Genomic DNA, 17,421 nt, shown 5'->3' with positions numbered 1-17,421 from the left:
TTTTTTATTGGCTTATCTCTTCTTTTATTGGTGCTTCGGCATCGGTACTGTCTTCAGTTTCTTCTTCTTCAGCCTTGTTTGTATAGTCATAGTCTGCAGGATTTATCGCAGTAAAACCATCTGGTGTGTAGAAACGTAGTAAGTCTTTATTTACAATAACATCAGATGTACGGAGCTTTTCTTCCGTTTGCTCCTTCATACGAGTGATTTCTTCGGTTTCCTCGATGCGCTCACCTGTTGCTGTATTGTAGAGTCTGCCATCAATGTAAGTGACAGATTCACTAATAAAGTTTCCATTACGGAATGGTACAACAGCATCGTGCTGTGGTGAAAATAAATCTGTACCAAGCTGTACATATTCCTTCGTACTTACACCAAGTAAGTGAAGAACGGTTGGCATTAAATCGATTTGACCACCATATTGATGCATCGTGTCACCTTCTACACCTGGAATGTGAATGAAAAGTGGCACTCTTTGAAGTTGAGCACTTTCGAATTCTTCAACCTCTTTATCTAGAACAATTGACATGGCTTTATTATGGTTTTCTGAAATGCCATAATGGTCACCATACATAACGATCATTGAATTATCGTATAAACCACTTTCCTTAAGGTACGTAAAGAATTCACTTAATGCTTCATCCAAATAACGTGCGGTTTGGAAATAGTTATCTACAGATGTGTCACCTGTTGTATGCTTTTCAATTGTGGCTTCCTCTTGATCCATAGGATATGGGAAGTGATTTGATAAAGTGATAAATTTAGCATAAAACGGCTGCGGAACTGTTTCTAACAATGAAACCGATTCCTGGAAGAACGGCTTATCTTTAAGACCGTAGTTGAGTACATCCTCTTCCTTTGCATTGTAATAGCTTAAATCATAAAACTTATCGAAGCCGAGTCGTTTATAAATTTCATCGCGGTTCCAGAATGTACGATTGTTTCCATGGAACACTGCCGATGTGTAGCCTTGCTGTCCAAGAATGGCAGGAGCTGCTTGGTACGTGTTACGTCCTCTTGTAGAGAAAGCAGAGCCTTGTGGTAATCCATATAATGAGTTTTCTAGCATAAATTCAGCATCAGCCGTTTTCCCTTGTCCAGTCTGATGGAAGAAATTATCAAAATAAAACGTATTTGCATCTCTCGTTAATGAGTTCATAAACGGAGTTACTTCTTGTCCGTTTAGTTTGTAGTCAATCAAGAAATTTTGAACCGACTCTAAGTGAATATAAATAACGTTCTTCCCTTTGGCTACACCAAATAATTCTGGGTTTGGTTCAGCGTATAACGCTCTTGTGAAGTTTTGCACTTCGGTAATATCGTCGGTGTCGGCCATTGCGCGTTGTGCAGATACCCCTGTACTTTGAATCGCGTCATAGATGGTGAAGTTATACATACCTAAATATTTAACGATATAGTTACGGTCAAATGTTCTTGTTAATAGCTGAGGACGATCTGTCTCTGCCAGGCCAAGGTTTACTGCAAAAAAACCGAGACCAGTAAGAAAAACTAGAGAAAGTTGACGTCTTTTAAGCTTTCCAACCATTGGTGTTACTCGCTTAGTTAGCAACAATGTAAGTAGAATCAATGTATCAAAGAAATACAAGGAATCCGTTGGGCGAAGTAAAGCTAGAATACTTCCTCCAAGATCCGATGCGTTACCTGTTTGAGTTAATGTCGGTAACGTTATGAAATCAGAGAAAAATCGGTAGTAGACAATGTTAGCAAACAATAAGAAAGTTAGTAGGAAGTTAAAGGTCACTAACATCTTTAGTGATCTTTTTCCCTTAAACAATAAAGCAAGTCCGAGAAATAGAATTGCTGAACTAATTGGGTTTATAAATAACAAAAACTTCTGAATTCCATTATCCAGATCCAAGTTAAATTCAAATCGATATGCTCCATATGTTTTAATCCACAAAAGAATAATTGCTACAAAATAAAATTGTATATGTGTTAATTTTTTGTTAAGCATAATTAGTCACCTCTTTTTCATTAAAACCTTTACTATAATAGCTTATTTTTTGTAGTAGTCAATATCTTAAATAGTAGCGGGTAACAAACAATAGTGTACAACATAGTTATTAACAAATTGTGACGACTTTTGTCTAATATTAAAAAATATTTAACATTTTCTTTAAAAATGCCATTAATTATTAGCATCCTGTTTACAAAGACTGATTATACCACAAAAAAAAAGAGTAAGGCACCCCTTACTCACATTTCTCCATTAATCTTTTTGTAAATTTTTTGGAAGCGCTTTTCTCTCTCGTCCGTTCGATAGATTGGGTCCTCTACTAACAATGATAGCAACTTTCTTCTCTTATGTAAATCATCTATATGTTCTTGAATATAGATGCGCTTTTGCATCAGGAACTCAACATAATCTTCATATTCCTGACCATAATTTTCCTCTAGCTCGTGTTTTATTTTTTTGGTCAAGCTCGGACTTGCACCTGAAGTGGAAACGGCAATGGCAAGTCGTCCTCTTCTAACAACAGAAGGCACAATGGTATTAGAAGAGGAATGGTCATCAGCAAAATTCACTAGTTGGTTGGGGTTTACCCCCTTCTTGAGATCACTACTAACATGGGGATCATTTGTAGCAGATATAATATAAAACGCATCTTCGATATCCCCTAATTCAAAGGTCTTTTGAATCCAATGAACCAGACCCTTATTCACATAACAGCCAATAGAATCAATGACAGTGGGACTTATAATGGTTATGGTTGCGCCGGATTGCAATAACCCTTCTATCTTTCGAGCAGCAATTTGTCCTCCGCCAATTACGTAAACTTTTTTATTTGTTAAATTTAAAAAAACAGGATATAAGTTGTCCATTTTACTCACCGTTCATCAGCTATTTAGGATAACGAGTTACTTGCTAAGGTTGATATAAGTGATGGAATGGTTGCCTCATTTGATTGCTTAGCCCCTTGGATATTATGTTCTTGAAGTGCCTCCATTGTATGCTTTCCTAAGCAGTAGATTTCTAGCTCTTTAAATGAATCTATTCCTAAGAAATCCGTTTTTTCGAGTGCTTTTATAAAGATGGGTACAGAAGCAGAACTAGGGAAAATAACTGTATTAAGCTTTGTGTCGTCAAGCATACGTTTGAAAATGGGTAAATAGGTCTCATCCAATTCTTTTAATGAAGTAGTAAAGGTATCAAAATTCCCAAAGTTCAAGACGGTTTGACTAGTTTCTTCTATATTATTACTATTTCCAATAAGGAGGATAGTCCCTCCCTTTCTTAACTTCTCAATAGGATTAGCTAGTAGGCCTTTATTTAATAGTTGATTTACTGATTTTTTTGACAAGCCGTATAAATCACCCTGGATGGAACGAATATCTATTTTTTCCTCCATCAAGATTTGGAAAAATTCATCAACACTTTCAGGTGATGTAAATATAATAGAAGAATACATAGAGAGCTTAGATAATATAAAGGGATCTGGTGTGATTTTCACCTGTTTCCATTTAGGGAATTCAATAACGTCTGCCCCTTGTTCTTCTAAAGCTTTTGCCATATTGCTTGTGTTTAAACCTGTTCGTGGAAGTAATACCTGACGGCCAAATAATGGTTTTTTTTCAAACCAACTAATTTTTTCTCTCAGAGAAGCTATGTTTCCTACAAGTGTAATCGCTGGATTTGTAAACTTTGCATCCTCTACACGCTGGACGATCGTTTCAAGAGTACCTTCGAGTGTCTTTTGACGTCCCAACGTTCCCCATTGAATTAGCGTAACAGGTGTTGAAGCTGGTTTACCATGGGATAGTAAATTTGTACATATATGTGAAAGATTACCTACTCCCATGTAAAAAGCAATGGTATCTATCCCTTTTGCTAGCCCTTCCCAATTGAGTGCAGATTTGCCATCCTTTGATTTATCATGTGCAGTAACTATGGCAAAGGATTCTCCATATTCTCGATGAGTTACAGGAATGCCTGCGTAAAGTGGAGCAGCAATTCCAGAAGTAATCCCTGGAATCATTTCAAACGGAAGACCATTTTGAGCTAACGCTTCGGCTTCTTCCCCTACTCGACCAAAAACACCTGGGTCCCCACCCTTTAATCGAACCACCCTTTTTCCTTCAGCTGTTTTCTCTACAAGTAGATCATTTATTTTTTCCTGCCTGAGGGTATGACGATCAGGAAGCTTTCCACAGTAGATGAATTCACAATTTTGCGGTGCAAAATCTAACAGCTTTGGGTTTGCAAGCCGGTCATATAGAATTACCTCCGCTTGTTGAATGGCTTCTAGGCCTTTTACTGTAATAAGACCAATATCTCCGGGTCCTGCTCCTACTAAAAATGCTTTTCCTGTTGTCATACAAACTTCCTCCCCTAAGGCAAATGGGGGCGAAATCGCCCCCATCCTTTATATTAGTAATAAAATGCGATTATCTTCTACTTCAACTTCATACGTTTTTACTTGTCCTTCGTCTGGTGCTTGCACTTTTCCATCAATCAATGAGATTTTCCAATCATAAAGTGGGCAGTATACATAGCTTCCACTTACTAAGCCATCAGCTAATGTACCTCCCTTAGGATGTGGACTCTTGTTTTCAACTGCTTTTACTTCTCCAGTTGATAATTTAAATAGGACTATTTCTTCTTCTCCAAGTCGGATCACTTTTCCTGCTTGATGTGCTAAAGTTTGATAATTTCCGACATCAACCTTTGTTAATGTTTGTGGCATATCAATCACCAAAACCTTTCATATAATTTTACCCATCATTTTCGTCTACGTAAATGATTTATTTTCAATTTTGATTTTAGACTAAAACTTCAGGGATTTCTTCTGTTTCGTAGTACTTTTCACGAATTTGTTGATTTTCTAATGCTTCTTTCCATGGCTCCGTATATCTTGTCAGGGATTGATCTAGTTTTGCAGTTAATTCTTTTCTGACTTCACCATTTTGTAATACTTCTTTTACGTGATCAAGACCAACACGTTCGATCCAAGTGGACGTACGCTCCAAATAATTTGCTGTCTCACGGTAGTATTGGATATAAGCACTAATCATTTCCATCACTTCTTCTTCTGTTTTTAATGTGCATAAAAGGTCACCAGCGCGAAGATCTGTTCCGCCATTTCCTCCTACATACAACTCAAATCCACCATCGATTCCGACAATACCCATATCTTTAATTCCAGCTTCAGCACAGTTACGAGGGCATCCAGATACACCCATCTTAAATTTATGTGGAGTGTCTAAACGTTCAAACTTCTTCTCAAGATCGATCCCTAGCTGCATGGTATCTTGTGTGCCATAACGACAGAATTGAGATCCTACGCATGTTTTTACGGTACGCAATGTTTTACCATAGGCATAACCAGACGGCATTCCAAGGTCTTCCCAAACATTTGTAAGATCTTCCTTTTTTACACCTAGTAATGCGATACGCTGTCCACCTGTGAGTTTAACTAGCGGTATATTGTACTTCTCGGTTACTTCAGCAATTTTCTTTAAGTCTTCGGCATTCGTTACTCCACCATACATTCTTGGAACAACAGAATACGTTCCATCCTTTTGGATATTTGCATGCATTTTTTCGTTTACTAGACGTGAGTCGCGTTCGTCACGATACTCATCAGGGTGCAGCATACCTAGGTAGTAGTTTAGAGCTGGACGGCATTTGCTACAGCCTTCCTCGTTGTTCCATTCAAGCACATTCATGACTTCTTTCGTACTCATCATGCCTTTTTCTTTAATTTCAGCAACTACCTCATCGCGACTTAATGTTGTACATCCACAAAGTGTCTTTTTGTTTGCTTTTGTTGAATCAAATTGATCGCCTAGAGTATAAGCAAGAATATCGCCTACTAAACCTTTACAACGACCGCATGAACGTCCCGCATTCGTACAGCTAGACACTTGGTCAACCGTAGTAAGTCCTTTTGTTTGAATCGCCTCAACGATGGTTCCTTTTGATACACCGTTACATCCACACACAATTTCCGTATCCGGCATCGAGTCAACGCTCATATCTGCTTGACCTCCGCCACAGCAACCAGAGTCTAGGATACTTGCACTTGTTTTACCACTAACATCTTCTTTATCAACAAGCATGCGGAACAATTTTGTGCTATCCTTTGTATCACCGTATAGAACAATCCCAACTACTCGATTGTCTCTTACTAGTATCTTTTTATATATGCCTTCAAATTCATTATGGACTTTAATAGCTTTTGTCGTTTTATCATCGATAATTTCACCTGCAGAATATAAATCCACATCAGATACTTTCAATTGAGTCCCTGTTACTGATCCTTCGTACGGTGCAACCTCTAAACCAAGGATTCTTTGAGCTAAGACCTTCCCTTGTTCATATAAAGGGGCAACCATTCCGTAAGTGATTTCTCTATGTTCTGCACATTCCCCAACCGCGAATACATTTTGTGTATTTGTTTCCATGAAGTCGTTTACGACAATCCCACGGTTCACATTAATTCCAGCTTCTTTTGCTAGCTGTGTATTTGGTTTAATTCCAACAGCCATTACCACAAGGTCAGTTTCGATTTCTGTTCCATCAGTAAAACGAAGGCCTGTTACACGGTTATCACCTAGAATTTCACTTGTTTGTTTTTCAAATAGAAATTTCATCCCTTGAGATTCTAATTCTTCTTTCAGCATTGTTGAAGCTGTCTCATCTAATTGTCTTTCCATTAAGTGTGGCATTAAGTGAACGACATGTACTTGCATTCCAAGGTCGATTAATCCTCTAGCTGCTTCTAGACCAAGAAGACCTCCACCTATTACGACTGCTTTTTTATGAGTACGTGCCACTTCCATCATTTTTTCACAATCTTGAATATCACGGAAGCCTGTTACCCCTTGCTTATCCGCACCTGGGACTGGTAGGATGAATGAACTTGAGCCGGTTGCTATAATAAGCTCATCGTAGGCGACGATTCTTCCAGTAGAAGATACAATCGTTTTTAATTGAGGATTGATTTTGGCAACTGCCTCATTTGTGTGAAGGGTAATATTGTTTTCACGGTACCACTCCCACTCATTAAGAAAGATTTCATCTATAGTTGTCTTCCCTTGTAGAACATTTGAAAGTTGAATACGGTTATAGTTTGGGTATGGCTCATTTCCAAAAATCGTTATTTGAAAAGCATCAGGTGTCAGCTTTAGTATTTCTTCAACTACTCTTACTCCTGCCATCCCGTTACCAATAAGAACTAAATGTCGTTTTTCCATTTTGTTTTATCCTCCCTAGCCTGAGCTTTATGCTCGTTGTTTCACAATCTCTTTGATAGCTCTATTTTAACTCCTTTTATGTTGGAAACTTGTGAAGTTTGTCACACTTTTATGAACTATGTGAATGAATTCACATTTTGTTCAAAGTTTGTGACTTTTTGAGTCAAAAAAAAGCTGGTGCGTTATGCACCAGCTTGTAAGCTCATTTTACTTCTTGTTTCACTTTAGGAAGCCCGTTAAATAGGTATTCATATTGCTTATATCGGATTGTAAATAGCTTAATTGGATCCTCAAAAGCAGTTGGATTTTGCTGTAGCTTTGTTAAAGACTTTTCATATTGACTGATTTTCTCGACTAAGTCTTCTGCCGTATGTGTTAACTCATCCTTTGGCTTTTGAAAAAACGTTTCTAAATCCCTTTGTATCGCCATAGCAAAAAATTGATAAGGCGCAAAAAACTGTTTACTTACTTGTGTTGCTACCTCTGAGTAATCTTCCGTTTCGACGTAGCGCTTATATTTTTGCTGCAGCATGGATTTATTTTGCCCTATGCCTGCGAAAAGCTTACCTGCACCCTTTAATAACAATTGGGTAGGATTATGCTTTAACATAATGTTGATATGCTCTAATTGAACACCACTTGTCAACCTCCCGGTATCTCTTCTCCAATCATGCAGTAACTGATCGTCTACTGGAAATTGGAATTTTTCAATACCATATAAGCCATTAAAGCTCGTAGCCATCTCATCTAAGTAAGCACGAATTTGCTGTAGCTCCTCTTTCGTATGACCAATCCATTTTTGAATAGAAGAATACAGCTTAGGAAGGGTTGTATTTTGTAAATACTCCTCCAAACGTCGATTCATTTCCTCATTTAATTGAAGGTGGATCGTAGCAAGGTTACTCTGATTCGTAATTGTTTCAGCAGTCGTCTTTAGAACATTTGGTATTTCAGCCTCTACTTCAGAAGAAATCTCTTGCAAGATTGTAAGATAATCCATCTTCAGTCTATCTCCAACTTCCTGTTCTAAATCCCCAAGCTGCATGGACGCTCCGCTAACCTTTGCTAACATTTCCTTATTCCACTGAATTACATCTATGAGTTTTTCTTCTTTATCGACCCGTTTAGCTAGCAGATAGTGTAGAGTTTCTTTAATAAAATAAAGCTCTTTTCTTGTTCTTCCTTCGTATGGACGCTCACTATTTAAATCGGTTAAAACACCGCTCCAGTCCACAGACTGAGAGGCCGTGTAAGGGTATATGTCAGCATTCTCGAAAATGTGATTCAGGTTTTTCTTGATGGTTTCCACATAATAGGAAACGCCAGTCTCTTCCTCTACTGCTGTTGTTATCGGAAGGATAAAGATGAACCTCTGTTCGTTAGCTTGCTGCTTCATTTGCTTAAGTAGATTGATTTCCATTTCGTTTAAGGGATTTTCCTCGTTTAAAACAAAAATGATGTTTTCAGCCATATTTAAGTTAACGGAAAGAGAACTTCTCTCTTGTACGGTCCCACGATATGGTGGTATAGACATAAGTGATGTGTTCGTCACTTTTAACAGGTCAAACGGTCCTTTTGAGTGGATGTAATGATCCGTCGAACCAATGTCTGAAGGACTTTCTACTTTTTTGGATTCCACAGAGTTCACTTCTAGCAATTCAGCTTCTGACAAGTAGCTGTACATGGCCAACTTAGACGACAATTGGTTTACTTGTTCATGGCCTAGGACATCACTTAAAATCGTTGTTTGCAGCTTACTTGTTCCAGTAAATAATGCAATGGTATTTTGCTTATTTTGAAGATTCTCCATGATCCATTTTAGCTTATTGCTAACCGGCATATCTTCTTCTTCCGCCCATGTAACGATACTAGAGAATAATTGTTTTGTCTGATGAACATCGATTAGTCCAGACGCTGAATTCGATAAAGCATGCTGTGCCTCCATTACGGTGGACTCATCAATCGTTCCTGGGAACACTTCATTCCATGCCAGTGCTGCGCAGGCTGTATAGACAAAATGATTGGACTCGGCAAATCGCATCCAATTTGTTAACAACGATGGAATAAGAGCTTGAATCTCTTGTAAGGAATATTTTCCGCTTATAAATAACTGAAATGTATTTAAGTATTTTTGAGATAAAAGCTTCCATGATAACGGTTCAGGGAGCTCTGAGTCGGCCAATAACGAGTTAAGCGTGTTGACCCAACCCAGTAACTCTGACTGTTCCTCATAATTTTCCCATAGCTTGAAAACGGTTTTTTCGAAACGAATTCGATCAAGGCTTAACAAGTAGGATAAAAATGTCGTGTACTCTTCAGGTTTGAAAATCGTTGTTCGTTTATCATCACAATATTTTTTAATCACATCGATCCATTCAGGAGCATTGGTTCGCATAAATTCTTTCATGGCTAGATTGATCGCGTTAGCCCAATCTCCTATTTCTTCAAAGAAAAGACGGGCAAGCTCGGTAACCCCTGGATAGTCGGGATGATTGTTACTGATCTCACTGATAATGGATGTCGCTTCATGGGTACGTCCATCTTTTACATACAGTCTAAATAACTGTAACGAAACTTCTGTATGTAGCACAGTGGATTCGGTGTTTACACGTTTATATATTTCCTCCGCAGTTGAGTATTGCTCTAACTCCAGGTACGCATCGGCGATATTTTTCTTCGCCCAGGGTGCTAAATCATTTTGAATACTTTCCCATTTAAAGATTGCTGATTCGAAGTCTTTGTAAAGGAAATACACTTCCCCTTGTGCAAAACGAATCGGTGTCAAGTCGGGTACGTCCTTTTGTTGTTCCCTATAATATGTTTCCCCAAGTGTACGTACGGGGAAATCCGTTTCTTGTTCAATCAGGGTTTGATAATATTTTTTTTGAACGAATAGCTTCTCTGATGTCATAATAATTCCTCCATATTTTTTCTCCCCATTCATTTTAATAACCGATAGAGTAAAATATGCTATAATGCTATGTAACTCTTTATTGATTCTGTTATTATAATACGATTCTACATATTTCGGATAGAAAACTCCTTTTCTGTCGTAAAATGAACAAAAACACCTAGCTGAAAGGAACTAGGTGTTTTCTATGTCCAGCTAAGGGCGGACAAAAACAACGAATTTTTCGATGGATCGTGTCTGTCACCTTTAGTAATTGATGACGGTGTGGTAAAGGAGTTCGGTTCCGAGTACAATATCCTCGATAGTTGAAAATTCCTTGGGGTTGTGGCTGATTCCGTCCTTGCACCTTACAAAAATCATCCCGTATTCGCAAGCGTAGGACATGGATAGAGAATCGTGGAAAGGTCCGCTCATCAGTTCAATGGGGCTAAGACCGATCTTTGCACTTTGTTGCCTCATAATATTCATTAATCTCTCAGAGCAATATCTTGGTTCACTATTTGTATCTTCGGTGATGGTGCATTGTAATCCGTGGGTTTTCGTTATTTCTTTAATTTGTTTACGCAGATTTGCTTCAATCACATGTCTTCTATTAATATCAATATCTCGTAAATCAACAGTAAATGTTACTTTCTCTGGGATAATATTTCGAGAATCCGGGAAAACCTGTAGACTTCCGACTGTTCCAACAGTTGGCGCACTTGGATCCTGACTTGAAAGTTCATTTAATGCGACAATTACTTTGGCTGCACCAACTAAGGCATCCTGTCGCATTGACATCGGAACGGAACCTGCATGACCTGCAAAGCCCTCGAGCTCCACTGAAAGCCAAAGTGGGCCAGAGATCCCTGTGACAATTCCAACGGGTACATCCTTTGCTTCTAATATAGGTCCCTGCTCAATATGCATCTCTAAAAAGGCACCAATGCTGCCCTCGTTATACTCTGATTCCTTAAATTTAGTAGGATCACAGCCAAACTCGATGAGAGCCTCTCTTCTTGTTACTCCATTTTTGTCCTTCCGTTCAAGCTCTCCTTCTTCTAGCTTACCAAGAATACCTCTTACTCCGAAGAGACCTTTGTTAAATCGGCATCCTTCCTCGTCACAAAAGGCCACTACTTCAATGGGGGTATCGGGGACAATATTCTTTTCTAGCATGGTTTGAACAACCTCTAGGGCACCTAATACACCAATCACTCCATCAAATCTTCCACCATATGGTTGCGAGTCGATGTGAGAGCCGACCATTAGAATAGGTGCATCTGGACTTTTTCCTTCTAGTCTGCCAATTAAGTTTCCAAAATGGTCAATGCGTGCTGTTAAGCCTGCCTCCTCCATCCATCTTTTCACGGTTTCAACTGCCTTCCTGTCTTCCTTCGAGAGAGCTAATCGACAAACACCTGTATCGGAAATTTTCCCAATCTCTGCTAACTCATGTATCCTTTTTTCTAAACGCTCCTTATTGATGGAGAGTGTTTGCAAAGTCATCTAAGTCCCTCCTTAAATATTAAATAGTGGAAACGTATGGAAGATTATGCGCCAAGGCTACCCCTTCGTAAACGACCTTTCCATCAATTACATTTAAGCCTTTGAATAAAGCATTGTTTTCAGCAAAAGCTATTTTGTAGCCTTTATCTGCTATTTCTATAATGTAAGGAACGGTGACATTAGTTAGTGCAATGGTTGATGTTCTAGGAACAGCTCCTGGCATATTGCCAACTGCATAATGGACCACTCCATACTTTGTATAGGTTGGATCCGCATGTGTGGTTACGTGTGTGACCGTTTCGAAAATTCCTCCTTGGTCAATCGCCACATCTACAATGACAGAACCTTCCTCCATTAAACGAACCATTTCTTCCGTTACTAGCTTAGGTGCTTTCATTCCAGGTAGAAGAACAGCACCAATGACCAAATCCGAATCAGCGACTGCCTGACTGATGGTATATGGATTCGACATTAGTGTCGTTATTGATGACCCAAAGATATCGTCTAATTCTCTTAATCTAGCTGCACTAACATCAAGGATTGATACCTTTGCTCCTAGACCTATAGCAATCTTTGCCGCATTCGTACCAACTACCCCACCACCAATAATCGTAACTTTTCCACGATTCACACCAGGAACTCCACCAAGGAGGATTCCCTTTCCACCTTTGCTTTTTTCTAAGTAGGACGCACCAATCTGAGCAGCCATTCTACCCGCCACCTCGCTCATCGGTGTTAATAGTGGCAAACTGCGATCGGCTAGTTGAACCGTTTCGTAGGATATGGCTACTACCTTCTTTTGAATGAGAGCTTCCGTTAAAGTAAAGTTTGCCGCTAAGTGCAAATAGGTGAAAAGGATAAGACCTTCATAAAAATAAGCATATTCACATGGGATAGGCTCTTTCACTTTAATGACCATTTCGCATGCCCATGCCTCAGCAGCTGTCTCAACAATGCAAGCCCCAGCTTCTATATACTCTTCATCAAAAAAACCTGAAGCCAAGCCGGCTCCCTTTTCCACAAAAACATTATGGCCTTTTGTACTTAGTTGTAGGACGCCAGCAGGTGTAAGAGCAACGCGGTTCTCTTGGCTTTTTATCTCTTTTGGAACTCCGATTTTCATAGTATTCTTCCTTTCTAGTAGTTAATGAAAACGCACGATGCTCAAAGTTTATTTGATCAGTTCTTGTAGCTCAGTGATGACGGTTGTAAACAAAAAGTCGAGGTCTTCTTTTTTTATGGATAAAGGTGGAGATATCGTAAGGACGTTATTAAATCCTGCTACGGTTGCCCCATTTTTTCCAATGATAAGTCCTTTTTTCTTACAGCCTGTTAGGACTTGATTAACCAAGTCCACATCTAATGGTTCTTTAGACGCTTTATCCTTCACCAGTTCGATTCCTAAAAGTAATCCTTTTCCTCGAACATCTCCTACGAATGGATGGTTTCGTAAGCTTTCAGATAATCTTTGCTTTAGTTGGTCACCTAAATTAGCTGACCGTTCAAACAGGTTCTCACTCTGCATAATCTCTAGGTTTTTTATTGCTAGAGCACAGGCAGCTGGATTGCCGCCAAATGTATTTACGTGGCGGAAGTAGTCATATTCCTCAGTACCTTTAAAAGCTTCATAGATTTCCTTTTTTACTGCTGTTGCTGATAAGGGAAGATAGGCGCTTGTAATCCCTTTTGCCATCGTAACGATATCGGGCTTAACTCCATAATTCATAAATCCGAATGCTTTCCCCGTACGACCGAATCCGCAAATGACCTCATCAACAATCAACAAGGCCCCATGTTTTTCGCACGCTTCCTTAACCCCCTTCATATAGTTATCTGGCGGAATTAGGATGCCTCCACCGGTGATAATTGGTTCCATAATAACCCCAGCAATCGTTTCACTAAGTTCCCAGGTCATGACTCGTTCGATATCTTTTACAGACTCAAGCTCTGAGGATGGACTGTTCATTTGATCTTTTGAACGATAGGAGTCTGGCGGTGGCACATGAACAAACCCCGGAGCTAGTGGTTCGTATCTATATTTACGCTGTGCTTGCCCCGTTGCAGCCAAAGACCCCATTGTGTTTCCATGGTAGGCTCGGTAACGAGAAATAAATTTATATCGTGAGTGCTCCCCCTTTTGCTGATGATACTGTCTAGCAATTTTAAATGCCGTTTCATTGGCTTCTGACCCACTATTTGAAAAAAAGATTACGTATTCGTCACCCAATAGTTCATTAAGCTTTTCAGCGAGTTGAATGGCTGGTGTATGGCTTTGAGTGAGCGGGAAATAGGCCATCTTTTTCAGTTGGTCATAAGCTGCATCAGCTAGTTCTGTCCGGCCATATCCAACATTGACACACCAAAGACCAGCCATTCCATCTAAAAAGCGATTTCCATCATGATCGGTCACCCAAGAACCTTCTGCTTTTTCAGCAATCATCGTACTGTTTGGATTGTACGGTTTCATGGAGTGCCATAAAAAGTCTTTATCCTTTGTTAGAAAATCTTCTCTTTGCTTCATCTGATCCATCGCATATTCCCCTTTCTCACCCTCTTGTGTTTTTAATAATCGAAACGGGATGTAATCATTTTCTTTCGTGTAAAGAAATTAACTCCATCCTTTCCATTTACATGTAAGTCTCCATAAAAAGAGTCCTTCCATCCGGAAAATGGAAAAAAGGCCATGGTTGCAGGTACACCTACATTAATTCCAAGCATGCCAGCATCAGCTTCTTCTCGGAACTTACGAATGGCAGATGCATCCTTTGTGTAAATGGTTGCACCATTCCCGTACCTGGATTTGCGAATAAACAATAAAGCCTCATCAAGGTCTTTTGCACGCAACAGGCTTAGGACCGGGGCGAAAATTTCATCCTTTGCTATCTTCATATCGGGAGTGACGTGGTCAAAAATGGTTGGTCCAAGGAAGCTTCCTTCTTTATGATCTTCCATTTCCGCACGACCGTCACGAACAAGAGTGGCCCCTTCTTTTACGCCGATTTCGATGTACTGTAATACCTTTTCGCGGTGAGAATTACGAATAACAGGTGTTAGCAAAACCTCCTCATCAAGGCCATTTCCGATCAGTAGTTCATCTGCCTTATCTTTTAGTGCTGCTACAAATTCTTCTCCATCCCCAACAACAACGACTGCACTACATGCCATACATCTTTGGCCGGCGCTACCGTAGGCAGAACTAATGATATGGGATACGGCTTTTTCTAAACTGGCATCAGGCATGACGACATGATGGTTTTTGGCACCAGATAACGCCTGAACTCTTTTCCCTTGTGCAGCAGACTGTTCGTATACATATTTGGCAACTGGTTGTGAGCCAACAAAGGAAATCGCTTTTACATCTTCATGCTCAATCAATCCATTAACAACATCATGAGCACCATGAACAATATTTAATACTCCTCTAGGAGCTCCTGCTTGAGTAAATAATTCAACGAGTTCACTAGCTAATAGAGGTGTTCGTTCCGATGGCTTTAATACAAATGTATTTCCGCAGGCAATCGCTAGTGGGAACATCCATAGTGGAACCATCATTGGAAAGTTAAAGGGGGTAATCCCACCGACAACCCCTAACGGATAACGGTACATTTCGGAATCAATCTCTTCGGCGATATTTGATAACGTTTCCCCCATCATTAACGTAGGAGCTCCCGCAGCGAACTCGACACATTCAATTCCCCGTTGGACCTCACCATACGCTTCCTTATACGCTTTGCCATTTTCTTGTACGACTAATCGAGCTAATTTTTCATGATTTTCTGTTAATAAATAATGGTATTTATATAAAATCCTTGCTCTTTTTGGCACAGGAGTGTTTTTCCACGTTTGAAAAGAAAGGTTTGCCGCTTTAACTGCTTGGTCTACGTCCTCTTTGGAGGAAAGGGGAACGATAGCGATTACCTCTGAGGTGGCAGGATTAATCACTTCCAATGTCTTCGAACTAGCAGCCTCAACCCACTCACCATTAATATAGTTTTTGAGCTTTTCTGTTTGCTTTTTGATTACTGTCATTCGTGCATCCCCCTCATAAATGATTAGTTATCTTCTAGTTTTATTATCAAGGATGTGCCTCTTTGGAGCATTAGACGTTTTGTGAAAAAATGCTTGTGTTAAACTTTACATTTTGCCTTCATTTGAGGAAAAATAAGTCACTCCCTTCTTCTTTTGCTGTGAAGAAAGGAGGAATTCGTGAGACAGAATCATGAACTCTATGGCGAGCCGTTTTTCATGATGTAAAAAATCATCGCCAAGGAGCCTTTCTAATTTTTCAATTCGATGATAAAGCGTTTGTCGAACGATAAATAATCGCTTAGCTGTCTCCTGCTTCGATCCGTTACAGGCTAAATATGTTTTTAATGTTTCTAGTAGCTTGCCATTGTACATGTCGTCATAGGTTAGGACGGGCTCAAGGTATTCCATAACAATTTCTTGTAGATTAATATATTTATTTAACAAGGAAATAAGGCGGAAAATATGCAGGTCGTCGTAAAAATGACTTTGAGAAGGTACGGTCAAGCGGTCATGGATGCGGATGGTTTCTAAGGAGGTTAAGTAGCTATCATGTACATGGGATAATTGAGTAACGAACTTTCCTACCCCGAGAACAAAAGGGATTTTTTGATTGGCCATTTTGATTTCTGATTTTTCTAAGCGTTGAATTCCTTCCTTTATTCTAGCTTTCCAGGTTGAGGTATTTCGTTCGTTAATGAAAATAAAGGTAATCGTATGTTTCTTTTCAATCGAAAAGAGAGTAAAGCCTTGAGGCTCAAAAAAAGCACGTACGTATAAATTAAAATAGGTTATATCAAGCATGGAATAGTCGAACAGTGATTCTAGTTTGAATTGACAAACAACGGCTCCCTTTGGCTTAATCTTTGGAGAATGATAGGCCAAATAGTCATGAATAGCGTCCTCATTATGTTCACCGTCAAGCCAACCTGTGAGCCATTCAGATTCCTCAATTCTTTTTTTCTCCTCAACGTATAGCTCTCTTAAAAGCAGTTGAGCCAAAGCAGTTGCGGTTCGATCTAGAATTAAGTGATCAAATTCAGTGAGTGTACGATTTTCAGCGATTAAGTATAACTCTGCATATGTATCACCTAATATATGAATCGGAACCTTTGTCATCGTTTGAGGAGCTAGATCTGTACCATGATGGATTTCATTATGAATGATGTGTAGAAATCTCTTTTTTTCATTTTCTTTTACATCAGTGGGGAATTGTACTTCTTGATTATTAAAGACAATCATGACTTGGATTTGTAAATATTCTTTAGTAAATTGAAGAATCTCTTTTGTGTGCCCAAATGTAAGCAGTTTTTTGTTGAGTTCTTGTGTGTAGCTTTCGAGCTCAGAAATCATTTGATACTGTCGGTTGATCAGAAGTGCATGAATGTCTTGGGTGATCTCCACAAAGGGTACCTCATGATGAAAAATAAGTAACGGAAATTGATGAATGTTGCAAAGCTCAATGACCTCCTCAGGGATATGTGTAGTATATGTACCGAGTTCAATGCATAGGCCGGAAGCACGTACTTCAATTAACTGCTCTACTACTGATAAAAATAACTCTTTATTGTCATGTAGTAAGGCGCAAGTGGATAAGATAAATTCTCCGCCACGCAAAAGCTTACGAATATTGGTGACTTCCACAATATGTACCCACTTTACTGGACGGATCAGGCCCTCTTCCCCAGCGAGCACTTCAATATCTTCAAAATGCTTTCTTTGTAATAAATCTCCAACCGTAATATACGATTTCATGGAACAGCCCCCTTTCATTCAAA

At 39.3% G+C, this 17,421-nt stretch carries 11 protein-coding genes; all 11 read right to left on the bottom strand.

The window, feature by feature from the left end:
* Positions 1 to 4: 4 nt before the first annotated feature.
* The 11 genes from ltaS to BKO01S_RS04490 all read right to left on the bottom strand — a co-directional run bounded on the left by ltaS (position 5) and on the right by BKO01S_RS04490 (position 17,398).
* Positions 5 to 1,975 carry a lipoteichoic acid synthase gene (ltaS, locus tag BKO01S_RS04540; RefSeq protein ID WP_066049248.1) on the bottom strand — a complete coding sequence of 657 codons (1,971 nt, stop codon included), beginning with the start codon at positions 1,973 to 1,975 and terminating at the stop codon, positions 5 to 7.
* A gap of 242 nt (positions 1,976 to 2,217) precedes the next feature.
* Positions 2,218 to 2,844 carry a precorrin-2 dehydrogenase/sirohydrochlorin ferrochelatase family protein gene (locus tag BKO01S_RS04535; RefSeq protein ID WP_066049245.1) on the bottom strand — a complete coding sequence of 209 codons (627 nt, stop codon included), beginning with the start codon at positions 2,842 to 2,844 and terminating at the stop codon, positions 2,218 to 2,220.
* Between the two features lie 23 nt (positions 2,845 to 2,867).
* Positions 2,868 to 4,337: a uroporphyrinogen-III C-methyltransferase gene (gene cobA, locus BKO01S_RS04530; protein WP_066049240.1), complete on the bottom strand. Its 1,470-nt coding sequence runs from the start codon at positions 4,335 to 4,337 to the stop codon at positions 2,868 to 2,870.
* A gap of 48 nt (positions 4,338 to 4,385) precedes the next feature.
* Entirely contained in the window at positions 4,386 to 4,706 is a 321-nt protein-coding gene (nirD, locus tag BKO01S_RS04525) for a nitrite reductase small subunit NirD (RefSeq protein ID WP_066049237.1), read from the bottom strand.
* A gap of 76 nt (positions 4,707 to 4,782) precedes the next feature.
* Entirely contained in the window at positions 4,783 to 7,218 is a 2,436-nt protein-coding gene (nirB, locus tag BKO01S_RS04520; RefSeq protein ID WP_066049231.1) for a nitrite reductase large subunit NirB, read from the bottom strand.
* Positions 7,219 to 7,420: 202 nt separating this feature from the next.
* Positions 7,421 to 10,129, bottom strand: coding sequence for a tetratricopeptide repeat protein (locus BKO01S_RS04515; RefSeq protein ID WP_066049228.1), 2,709 nt, complete (start codon positions 10,127 to 10,129; stop codon positions 7,421 to 7,423).
* A 246-nt stretch (positions 10,130 to 10,375) separates the two neighbouring features.
* Positions 10,376 to 11,617 (bottom strand): M20 family metallo-hydrolase, encoded by a 1,242-nt coding sequence (locus BKO01S_RS04510; protein WP_066049225.1) that lies wholly within the window; start codon positions 11,615 to 11,617, stop codon positions 10,376 to 10,378.
* Positions 11,618 to 11,636: 19 nt separating this feature from the next.
* Positions 11,637 to 12,740 carry an alanine dehydrogenase gene (gene ald, locus BKO01S_RS04505; protein WP_066049222.1) on the bottom strand — a complete coding sequence of 368 codons (1,104 nt, stop codon included), beginning with the start codon at positions 12,738 to 12,740 and terminating at the stop codon, positions 11,637 to 11,639.
* A 48-nt stretch (positions 12,741 to 12,788) separates the two neighbouring features.
* Positions 12,789 to 14,147 carry an aspartate aminotransferase family protein gene (locus tag BKO01S_RS04500; RefSeq protein WP_066049219.1) on the bottom strand — a complete coding sequence of 453 codons (1,359 nt, stop codon included), beginning with the start codon at positions 14,145 to 14,147 and terminating at the stop codon, positions 12,789 to 12,791.
* A gap of 32 nt (positions 14,148 to 14,179) precedes the next feature.
* Positions 14,180 to 15,646, bottom strand: a complete 1,467-nt coding sequence (locus tag BKO01S_RS04495; protein ID WP_066049216.1) for a CoA-acylating methylmalonate-semialdehyde dehydrogenase — start codon at positions 15,644 to 15,646, stop codon at positions 14,180 to 14,182.
* Between the two features lie 105 nt (positions 15,647 to 15,751).
* A complete protein-coding gene (locus BKO01S_RS04490) occupies positions 15,752 to 17,398 on the bottom strand; it encodes a PucR family transcriptional regulator (protein ID WP_066049210.1) in 1,647 nt (548 codons plus the stop codon).
* Positions 17,399 to 17,421 lie beyond the last annotated feature (23 nt).

The organism is Robertmurraya korlensis NBRC 107688 (assembly GCF_001591645.1).
Classification (GTDB): Bacteria; Bacillota; Bacilli; order Bacillales; family Cytobacillaceae; genus Robertmurraya_A.
The sequence above is the reverse complement of the archived record's forward strand: the minus strand, read 5'-3'. Positions and strand labels throughout refer to the sequence as shown.

Bases quoted from the DNA above. Each gene is read 5' to 3' on its own strand.
- ltaS (WP_066049248.1), bottom strand. From the start codon at position 1,975: ATGCTTAACAAAAAATTAACACATATACAATTTTATTTTGTAGCAATT.
- BKO01S_RS04535 (WP_066049245.1), bottom strand. From the start codon at position 2,844: ATGGACAACTTATATCCTGTTTTTTTAAATTTAACAAATAAAAAAGTT.
- cobA (WP_066049240.1), bottom strand. From the start codon at position 4,337: ATGACAACAGGAAAAGCATTTTTAGTAGGAGCAGGACCCGGAGATATT.
- nirD (WP_066049237.1), bottom strand. From the start codon at position 4,706: ATGCCACAAACATTAACAAAGGTTGATGTCGGAAATTATCAAACTTTA.
- nirB (WP_066049231.1), bottom strand. From the start codon at position 7,218: ATGGAAAAACGACATTTAGTTCTTATTGGTAACGGGATGGCAGGAGTA.
- BKO01S_RS04515 (WP_066049228.1), bottom strand. From the start codon at position 10,129: ATGACATCAGAGAAGCTATTCGTTCAAAAAAAATATTATCAAACCCTG.
- BKO01S_RS04510 (WP_066049225.1), bottom strand. From the start codon at position 11,617: ATGACTTTGCAAACACTCTCCATCAATAAGGAGCGTTTAGAAAAAAGG.
- ald (WP_066049222.1), bottom strand. From the start codon at position 12,740: ATGAAAATCGGAGTTCCAAAAGAGATAAAAAGCCAAGAGAACCGCGTT.
- BKO01S_RS04500 (WP_066049219.1), bottom strand. From the start codon at position 14,147: ATGGATCAGATGAAGCAAAGAGAAGATTTTCTAACAAAGGATAAAGAC.
- BKO01S_RS04495 (WP_066049216.1), bottom strand. From the start codon at position 15,646: ATGACAGTAATCAAAAAGCAAACAGAAAAGCTCAAAAACTATATTAAT.
- BKO01S_RS04490 (WP_066049210.1), bottom strand. From the start codon at position 17,398: ATGAAATCGTATATTACGGTTGGAGATTTATTACAAAGAAAGCATTTT.